Origin of the sequence: Anaeromyxobacter oryzisoli, from assembly GCF_022690765.1 — a bacterium.
Classification (GTDB): Bacteria; Myxococcota; Myxococcia; order Myxococcales; family Anaeromyxobacteraceae; genus Anaeromyxobacter; species Anaeromyxobacter oryzisoli.
The window spans coordinates 25,985-34,139 of the sequence record NZ_JALCZA010000049.1 but is presented as its reverse complement, the minus strand read 5'-3'; the positions used below and the strand labels follow the sequence as shown (position 1 = coordinate 34,139).

Here is an 8,155-nt window from a genome sequence, read left to right as displayed (position 1 = left end):
CTCGCCCGCAAGTCCCCTGCCTCCATCCCCGCCGACCGCCCCCTCCTCGAGCTCGGCCTCGACTCCCTCATGGCCGTCCAGCTCCGCAACCGCCTCGCCTCCGCCACCGGCCTCCCCTTGCCGGTGAAGTTCCCGTTCGAATGTCGAACGGCTACGCGGATGGTCCAGAGCCTCCTCCGCCAGCTCGGGCTCGACGCGGGCTCGCCCGAGGGCGGCGGGGCGTCCCGGCGCGGAGCCCTCGGCGACCACGGCCGCGAGGTGTTCACGAAGCTGACGGAGGCCGCTCGTTCCGGGGAGACGGCGCTCGGCTGGGAGCTGCTGCGCGGCGCCGCCCGAGCCCGCCGCGACGCGGAGCGCCCCGCCAGGTACGCGCCGGAGCTCCTGCGGCTGGCACGGGGCAGCGCGCGGCCGGGCGTGGTCTGCTTCCCCTCCTTCGTGCCGCCCACGGCCGTCCAGTATGCCCGGTTCGCCTCGCCTCTCCGTGAACTCCGTGACGTCTGGGTGCTCGACGTCCCTGGATACGTACCCGGGGAGCCCCTCGCGCCCGATCTCGCGACCCTGGTCCAGACCGCCGCGAAGGCGGTGGTGCGATCCGCCGCGCGGGGCCCGTTCGCGATCGTCGGCTACTCGTCCGGCGGGTTCCTGGCACACGCCGTGACACGACACCTCGAGGATCTAGGCGTGATCCCGAGCGCGCTCGTCCTCCTCGACACGCCCGCCACGGTCTCGTCGTCCGCTCCGTTGCTCGATCGCCTGGCCGCGCGACTCCTCGCCGAACCGCGCCACGACGTCGAGCTGACGGCGATGAGCTGGTACCTCGACCTGTTCGCGACGTGGGCGCCGGCCGAGGTCGCGGCTCCGATCCTCTTCGCCAGCCCGGCCGAGGTCCGCGCCGACGACGCACCGCGAGCCGATCGCGCATCGTCCCCCCGCTGGCCGTTCGATCACGCTCTCCTGGAGGTGCCGGGAGATCACTTCTCGATGATGGATAGACACGCCGAGGCCGTCGCGCGGATGGTCCACGGCTGGCTCGGCGAGCGCTCACCGGCGCGCGCCGGCCGAGCGCCCTGCGGCCATCCGGTGCGCCAGCCCGCCGGTGATCCCTGACGGCGGTCCTCGGGGCAGCACCTCGGCAACGCGAACAGACGCACGCGAAACCTTCGCCTTCCCTTCACCGTCCCAAGGAAAGTCCCTCATGGACACATCGACGAGCCTCCCGGAGTCCCTGGTCACCTCGCTCTCGCCTCCCCGACCGCGCGTCGGCCGCGAACGGTTCCTGGCGGCCGCCGCGATCTGGATCGCCGCGATCGTCTCCGTCGGGCCGATCGCCCGCTGGGTGACGGTCCAGCTGCTCCGCCTCGATCCCGACGGGCACCTCGGCTCGGCCGTCGTCTTCTTCCTGGAGGACGCGCCGCGAGTGCTCCTGCTCCTGGTCGGGGTGGTGTTCGTGATGAACGTCGTCAACTCCTACTTCACGGTCGAGCGCGCCCACGCGCTGCTGGCGGGGCGCCGGAGGTACGGCGGTAACGTGTTCGCCGCGCTCCTCGGGGTGGTGACGCCGTTCTGCTCGTGCTCGGCGGTCCCGCTCTTCATCGGCTTCGTCGAGGCGGGGATCCCCGTCGGCATCACGTTCTCGTTCCTGGTCTCCGCGCCCATGGTGAACGAGGTCGCGCTCGTGCTGTTGCTCGGGATGTTCGGCTGGCGCGTCGCGCTCCTTTACCTCGCCAGCGGGGTCACCATCGCCATCGTCTCGGGGGTGATCCTGGGGTGGCTGGGAGCCGACGACCACGTGGAGGACTGGGTCCGGGCGCGCCTCAAGTTCTCCCTCCCGCCGCAGCAGCGTCCCCTCACCCTCGCGGAGCGCGGCGGCGCCGCGTTCGAGGCGGTCCGGAGGATCACGGCGAAGGTCTGGCCGTACATCCTCGGCGGCATCGCGGTCGGCGCCTTCATCCACGGCTACGTCCCCGAGGGCGTCCTGGTCCAGTTCGTCGGCCGGTCGGCCTGGTGGGCGGTGCCGGTGGCGGTGGCGGCGGGGGTCCCGCTCTACTCGAGCGCGGCGGCGCTCGTGCCCATGATCCAGCCGCTGCTGGCGAAAGGCGCGGCGCTCGGCACCGTGCTGGCGTTCATGATGGCCGTGGTCGGCTTGTCCCTCCCCGAGATGATCATGCTGCGCAGGGTGCTCAAGCCGCGCCTCATCGCTGCGCTCGTCGGCGTCGTCGCGACGGGCATCCTGCTGACCGGCTGGCTCTTCAACGCGATCCTCTAGCTGCCTCTCTCTTGCCTGGACGAGGGCACCATGAGGGAAGAGACGCACAGTGAGGCAAAGACCGACTCGGAGGAGGACGTGCCGCGCGCCGACTCCTGCCGCCGCCTGGCGTCCGAGGCGATCGGCACCGGGCTGCTGCTGGCGACCGTGGTCGGCTCGGGGATCATGGGCGATCGCCTGTCCGGCGGGAACGTCGCCATCGCCCTGCTCGCCAACACCATCGCCACCGGCGCCGGGCTCGTCGCGCTGATCTCGACGTTCGGGCCGGTCTCGGGAGCGCACTTCAACCCGGCCGTCACCGTCGCCTCGGCGTTCCACGGGAGCCTGCCCTGGTCGGAGGTCCCCGCCTACCTGGTCGCCCAGGTGGTCGGCGCGTTCCTGGGCGTGGCGGCGGCGCACCTCATGTTCGGCGAGCCGCTCTTCGCTGCTTCCACGCACGTCCGCGCGGGCGGTCCCCAGTTCCTGAGCGAAGCGATCGCGACGTTCGGACTGCTGGCGGTCATCTGGGGGTGCTCGCGCGCGCGGCCGAGCGCGGTCCCGTTCGTCGTCGGGGCTTACATCACGGCGGCGTACTGGTTCACGGCCTCGACCTCGTTCGCGAACCCGGCGGTCACGCTGGCGCGGGCTGCGACTCCGACCTTCGCCGGGATCCGGCCCATCGACGTGCCGGCCTTCATCGTCGCGCAGCTCATCGGGGCCGCGCTGGCGACGGGGATCTTCGCCTGGATGGGGCGGCCTCTCCGTTCAACCGCTGGCGCCACCGCGCCGGGGGAGGCGATCCGCCCGCCCGCCCCGTCGGAAGGCGAGCCTTAGCCGATCGTCGTCGCGTCGTGGCAGCTCAGGGTCGCGCGGGGAAGGGCCAGGCGGCTCGCCGCGCGGAGCGGTCCGTGGACTCTCGCCGCGATGCCTCGCTCGCACGGGAGATCACGCGACCGATCCCCTGCGCCCCGTGCGCGAGGAGCGCTCGCCAGCGCGTCGGTTCCCCAGCATGACGCCGGGAGCAGGACGGATGCGCGCTCGAACGGCGGATCGAGCCGTGGTAGGTAAGCGGCATGCAGCATACCACCAGACGCAGGCCCAGCAGCGACGCGATGCGACGCCTCGCCACGTGTCGCAGGCCCGATGGGACCCGGTGCCGGCCCACCGAGATCTTCCGTGTCCTCGCCGATCCGAACAGGGTCGCGCTGCTGGAGCGGCTGATCGCGAGAGGTCCGGAGATGCAATCGGTCAGCGAGCTGGCGCGCGCCTGCCCGGTCGACTTCTCGGTCGTCTCGCGGCACCTCAAGCAGCTGCGAGACGCCGGCGTGATCGAGGCGAAGCGGGTCGGGAAGCACGTGTACTACGGCGTCCGCGCGCGAGAGGTGGCGTCGGTGTTGCGACGGCTCGCCGACGCCCTCGAGACGTGTTGCCAGGACGACTCTTCGCTGGCTCCGGCGGGGGGCGCCGACCGTCGCCAGCTCACGATGGCGTGCCCCGCACCCCGCATGCTGGTCCGGCGCTCCGCCGGGGCCGGCAAGCGGGCTCGTCCTGCGGCGCGTTCCGCGGACTGACTCCGGCTCGCCATCCTCCGGAAGACCGCCGCACCGCACAGCGCCGTCGGCGCGGCGGGCTCGCGGCGAACCCGGAGGCGACGCTCGCGACCAGCCACCGCGGAGCCGAGCACGCTGACCCGCGAGCGGTCCCGCCTCGGCGCGCCGCTCGGGGGCGGCGGTTCCCCGCGACGCGCTCCGCGCCCCGATCCGGGCGGCCCTCTCGATCGCCCTGTCGGAGAGACCGCGCGCGTAGGGCCTGTGGGCCACGGCCTCTCCCCAGGATCACGATCGCCGCCCTGACGCGGGGTCCTCCCCATGCGCCCGCGGACCGGCGCGGCGAGACGACGGCAGGAGTGCCGCGTCGCGCGCTCGTCGGAGCAGGCCCGAGCGCGGCGACCGTGTACGCAGCGTCAACGCGCCGCACGCTCGTGCGCCGTCGAGCGAGATCACCGGCGACCTCGCCGGGTCCCTCCAGATCTGCCTTGACAGGGGTGCGCCGCCGCGTATCTTTGCACCGTGGTGCAACTGTTAACTCGGCGTCACGGGGCGCGCACCACGAACCAGGCCGTCCCTGCGTGAAGCGCAGGGAAGAGTCGTGCACCTCCCGAGCGGACACGGAGCTTGAACCATGTATCTGACTCTCATGGTGAAGGGACTCCTCCGGCACCGGAGGAGCGGAAGGCGGCTCTTCGTGCTGTTCGCCCTGTGCAGCGCCGCGGTCCTGTTCTTCTTGACGTTCAGGGACAGCTTCACCGCGCGCTACCGACAGCTCGCCATCGACACGTCGACCGCGCACCTTCAGATCATGCCCTCCGACTCGCCCAAGCTCAGCCCTGACGGCGCCTGCACCGATCACCGCGAAGCGGTCGTGCTGCTCGACTACACGCAGGACCTGGAGCGATTCCTCCGGTCCCTCCCCGCGGTCGAGAGCGTCATGCTCGCCCTCGAGAGCAAGGCGGCGATCTACACCGCCGAGGGAGAGCCGACCGGCTTCACGCCTGCGGTGATCGGCGTGGACACGCTGACCTTCGCACGGACGCTCCCCGGAGTCCGGGTGACCGAGGGGGAGCAGGCCCTCGCGTGGACTCCGTCGATGCGCGACATCCCGGTGTTCCGGTCGGCGCTCGAGGAGAGCGAGATCGTGTGGGACAACGATCGCTTCGTCCGTGACAACTTCCGGCTCCAGAGCCGCGACTGGGAGAGCTTCAAGCTCGCGGTGGCCCGCGACATGCCCGGTCTGTTCGCCGATGCGCGCGGCCCGCTCCAGGATCGGCGGTTCCTCGCCTCGATGAACCAGGCGCTCGACCGGGCCGATCTCCCGGCGCTCCTGCCTTCCAGCGTCCGCGAGACGTACGACTACAGGGTCGACGACGCCGTCGCCGCGCTCGAGCAGGCGTCCGCGGACCCGCCCCCTCACGGCGACGGCGAGCGCCGCTTGAAGGTCTTGAGGAAGCGCCTGCTGCAATCCGTCTACCCGCAGGCGATCACGCCGGTCCGCGACGCGATCGAGCTGAACGCGCCGTACACCCTGGCCATCCCCTCGGCGCGGAGCGCCACCCTGGGACGACCCGTGGTCTTCCCGATCAAGATGACGGCCTACGTCCAGAGCGTTCCGTTCTTCCCGGGGCGCTACTACGTCGACGGCCGCGCGTTGCGCGCGCGGCTGGGCGTCTCCGAGCGCCAGGGCACCAACCTCTACGTCCGCCTCGCCTCCGAGGCGGACGTCCCCGCCGTCAAGGAGGCCGTCGCGGGCTGGATCGCCGCGCGCCACCTCCCGTACGTGGTCAAGGATCACCAGGAGCTGGGGAAGATCTTCGCCTCGACCACGATGGCGCTCGGCGCCATCACGTCCGTCCTGATCGTGCTCTTCGTGGCGACGGTCACCATCTTCGTCGTCAACACCGCGCTCCTCGCCGTCGTCAAGCGCCGGCGGGAGATCGGCACCTGGATCGCCCTCGGGCTCAGCCCGGCCCAGAACGTCGTGATCCTGTGCGGCGAGATCCTCGTCCTGGTCCTGGTCTCCTGGGCCATCGGGTCGATCATCGGGACGGGCGTCATCTTGCTCTTCCATCGAACCGGGATGCCCGGCGTCGTCTTCATGCCCGGGAGCCGGCTCTTCCTCGACTTCCGCCCCGTCCACCTCGCCGTCAGCTTCGCCGTCCTCTTCTTCGCCTCGGGGGTCGCCTCCCTCGTCCCGCTCCTGCGGCTCGTGCGGGTGAAGCCGGTCGAGCTCCTGAAGGAGGCGGCGTGATGCTCAGCGCGAAGCTGGCCTTCCGCAACATGCTGGCGCACCGGCAGCGGAGCCGGATCATGTTCGTCGTGATCGGGCTCGTCTCGTTCGTCGTCTTCCTGTTCATGGCCTTCTCCGACGGCCAGCTCCACAACTTCAAGACGGGGGTCATCGCCCTCACCGATCCGGCGGCCGACGTCGTCGTCTCCGCCCGGGGCTTCAAGACCGCCGCCGAGCAGGGTGAGGACTTTCGGGAGCTGTCGTCGCACAGCGTCGAGGGATACCCGGCCGTCCTGCGCGAGCTCCGGGCATTACCATACGTGAAGAGGGCCGCGACGCCGACCACGCCCGTGCCGATGAACCTCGTCGCCCACGGCCTTCGGCACGAGAACTTCACGCTGCGCGGCGTCGATCCGGATCAGGCCTACCTCGTCCGCGAGCACCTGCGCATGAAGGAGGGGAGCTTCTTCGGCGCCTCGGACGAGCCCGAGATCATCCTCCACTACAAGACCGCTTCGACCACCCACCTCCGCCCCGGGGACGCCGTCACCTTGAGCGGGAAGAACCTCTTCGGCCAGGTGGTGGTCCAGCAGGCGCGCTTCAAGGGGTACTTCGTCGGCGAGCAGGACATCCCGAACCTGGCCGAGCTGGGCTTCGTGAACATGGCGGCCTACCGCCTCGTCTCCGGCTTCGCGCCGCACGAGACCCTGTCCCTGTTCGTCGAGCTGAGGCCGGGAGAGGGCAAGGCCGGAGCGATCCAGAAGCTCGGGGAGTGGGCCGCGGAGCGGGGATTCGACCTGGAGTTCTGGGACTACGACCGGCAGCCGAGATCGACGCTCCGCGTCCACGCGCTGATGCGCGTCTACGACCTGTTGCGCCTCATCCTGCAATCCATGAGCGTCGTCGTCCTGACGATCGTGACCTTCGGGATCATGAGCGTCGTCTCGGTGAACCTCCAGGATCGACGGCGCGAGATCGGGACCTACTACTGCCTCGGGAGCGAGAAGGGGTTCCTGATCCGGCTCTACACGCTGGAGCTCCTGATGATCAACCTGGCGGCCGCGGTGGCGGGCGTGCTCGCCGGGCTCGCCGTTCGACAGGTGGTCCAATCGCTCCGGATCCAGACGGAGGAGTCGGGGCTGCAGTTCCTCTTCGGAGGGAGCCACCTCACCATGGGGGTCAGCGTCGGGACGGTGATCTTCGTCCTCTCGTCGATCGTCGTCGTGACCTTCGCGACGGCCGTGACGACCCTCGGCAGCCGCCTCCAAGTCTCTCCGGTCGCCGCCCTCCGCGAGACCGAATGATCGAGAGGAGCCCAACGTGAGAGCCCGACACGCATTCCGCGCCGCCATCCCCATGTCGATCGCCCTGGGCCTCGCCGCCCCCGCGATCGGCGCGACCGCCCAGGAGTCGCCTGGCGCGGCCGTACGAGGGAGCCAGGCCCCGACCGCCGACGCCCTGGTGCGCGCGCTCGAGAAGCTGATGTACCCGGACGCCCGGACCACCCTGAGGCTGCGCTTCAGGTCGAGCGAGGGGCGCGACGAGCAGTACGAGATGGTCTGCTACACGCGGGAGCGAAACGGAAAGATCATCGTGCGCATGGCCGCGCCTGCCGAGCAGATCGGCAACGACATCCTGATGCTGGACCAGAACGTCTGGACCTACGACAGGGCGGCGAACCGCGTCATCAAGGTCGCGTCGAACCAGTCCTTCGGCGGGACCGGCTTCTCGTACGGCGACGTGGTGCGGCTCAACTTCTCGAGCAACTACGACGCCGCGCTCGAGGGAGAGACCCCGGACACGTACCTCCTCGAGCTGACCGCCAAGCACCGGAACGCTCCGTACTACCGGATCGCGCTCACCGTGGCGAAGCGCGGAGGGTGGCCCGTGAGCGGCACGTACTACGCGCAAAGCGGCAGCGTGGTCAAGGAGATCACGTACTCGGACATCCGAGACACGGGCTTCGGGAGGAAGCCCGTGACGCTCACGGTGCGAACACCCCTCGATCCCGGGTCGGTGAACGTCATGTCCGTGGTCCGAGAGGAGTCGAAGGATCTTCCGGACCGCATCTTCAACAAGCGCAACCTCGAGACCCGCCTGGAAGAGAAGCTCTAGCCGGAGGAACAG

At 70.4% G+C, this 8,155-nt stretch carries 7 protein-coding genes; all 7 read left to right on the top strand.

Annotated features, from left to right (window positions below; genetic code table 11):
- On the top strand, positions 1-1,107 hold a 1,107-nt coding region (locus tag MNZ27_RS15455), incomplete at its 5' end, for a thioesterase domain-containing protein (RefSeq protein WP_242394986.1).
- Between the two features lie 88 nt (positions 1,108-1,195).
- Positions 1,196-2,266, top strand: coding sequence for a permease (locus MNZ27_RS15450; RefSeq protein WP_242394985.1), 1,071 nt, complete (start codon positions 1,196-1,198; stop codon positions 2,264-2,266).
- 30 nt (positions 2,267-2,296) lie between these two features.
- The gene (locus MNZ27_RS15445; RefSeq protein WP_242394984.1) at positions 2,297-3,079 is read left to right on the top strand and encodes an MIP/aquaporin family protein; all 783 of its coding nucleotides are present in this window, start codon (positions 2,297-2,299) and stop codon (positions 3,077-3,079) included.
- 239 nt (positions 3,080-3,318) lie between these two features.
- On the top strand, positions 3,319-3,816 hold the full coding sequence (locus tag MNZ27_RS15440; RefSeq protein ID WP_308197969.1) for an ArsR/SmtB family transcription factor: 498 nt from the start codon (positions 3,319-3,321) through the stop codon (positions 3,814-3,816).
- 610 nt (positions 3,817-4,426) lie between these two features.
- A complete protein-coding gene (locus tag MNZ27_RS15435; protein ID WP_242394982.1) occupies positions 4,427-6,049 on the top strand; it encodes an ABC transporter permease in 1,623 nt (540 codons plus the stop codon).
- Positions 6,049-7,332, top strand: a complete 1,284-nt coding sequence (locus tag MNZ27_RS15430) for an ABC transporter permease (RefSeq protein WP_242394981.1) — start codon at positions 6,049-6,051, stop codon at positions 7,330-7,332. Before MNZ27_RS15435 ends, MNZ27_RS15430 begins: the two co-directional genes overlap by 1 nt.
- Before the next feature lie 16 nt (positions 7,333-7,348).
- Positions 7,349-8,143, top strand: a complete 795-nt coding sequence (locus tag MNZ27_RS15425; RefSeq protein ID WP_242394980.1) for an outer membrane lipoprotein-sorting protein — start codon at positions 7,349-7,351, stop codon at positions 8,141-8,143.
- The last annotated feature ends 12 nt before the right edge of the window (positions 8,144-8,155 follow it).

What these genes read in the sequence shown, in the direction of transcription:
- MNZ27_RS15450 (WP_242394985.1), top strand. Translation starts at nt 1,196, where the DNA reads ATGGACACATCGACGAGCCTCCCGGAGTCCCTGGTCACCTCGCTCTCG.
- MNZ27_RS15445 (WP_242394984.1), top strand. Translation starts at nt 2,297, where the DNA reads ATGAGGGAAGAGACGCACAGTGAGGCAAAGACCGACTCGGAGGAGGAC.
- MNZ27_RS15440 (WP_308197969.1), top strand. Translation starts at nt 3,319, where the DNA reads ATGCAGCATACCACCAGACGCAGGCCCAGCAGCGACGCGATGCGACGC.
- MNZ27_RS15435 (WP_242394982.1), top strand. Translation starts at nt 4,427, where the DNA reads ATGTATCTGACTCTCATGGTGAAGGGACTCCTCCGGCACCGGAGGAGC.
- MNZ27_RS15430 (WP_242394981.1), top strand. Translation starts at nt 6,049, where the DNA reads ATGCTCAGCGCGAAGCTGGCCTTCCGCAACATGCTGGCGCACCGGCAG.